We start from the raw sequence: 388 nt of genomic DNA, 5'->3' as shown, positions 1-388 counted from the left end.
AGATAGATTCATATTATCCACTGCCATAAGACTAAACACGTCGACAGACATTGGTGTTACAAAGAAATCACACCCAAGCATGACAGAACGGTTAATTGCGCCTAAAGATGGACCGACATCGAAAAGAATATAGTCGTAATCCCTATATAGATGAGTTAAATGTCTAAAAACAAGAGTCGTTTGCATACCTCGGTGCTCGCCAGATGTAGCCCCTTTCCAATCGGTTGCAAGTAGATCTTCACTAAGAGATAGTTTAGGGTCACCTGGGATGAGATCACAATGGAAACGTTTTGAGTGAGTTGGCTTTATAGGTGAATTTATAAAGCCCTGGCCCCGACGTACAGGAACCATAAAAGACTCTATAGTGTCTCTTCTTACTTTCCCATAC

At 41.5% G+C, this 388-nt stretch carries 1 protein-coding gene; it reads right to left on the bottom strand.

The annotated features are described in order from the left end of the window. A partial coding sequence (locus AB4585_RS28085; protein ID WP_372172046.1) for a ParA family protein occupies positions 1-351 on the bottom strand: 351 nt, incomplete at its 3' end. Between the last annotated feature and the right edge of the window lie 37 nt (positions 352-388).

The sequence above is a fragment of the Vibrio sp. 10N.222.49.C9 genome (assembly GCF_041474985.1).
Lineage (GTDB): Bacteria > Pseudomonadota > Gammaproteobacteria > Enterobacterales > Vibrionaceae > Vibrio > Vibrio crassostreae_C.
The sequence above is the reverse complement of the archived record's forward strand: the minus strand, read 5'-3'. Positions and strand labels throughout refer to the sequence as shown.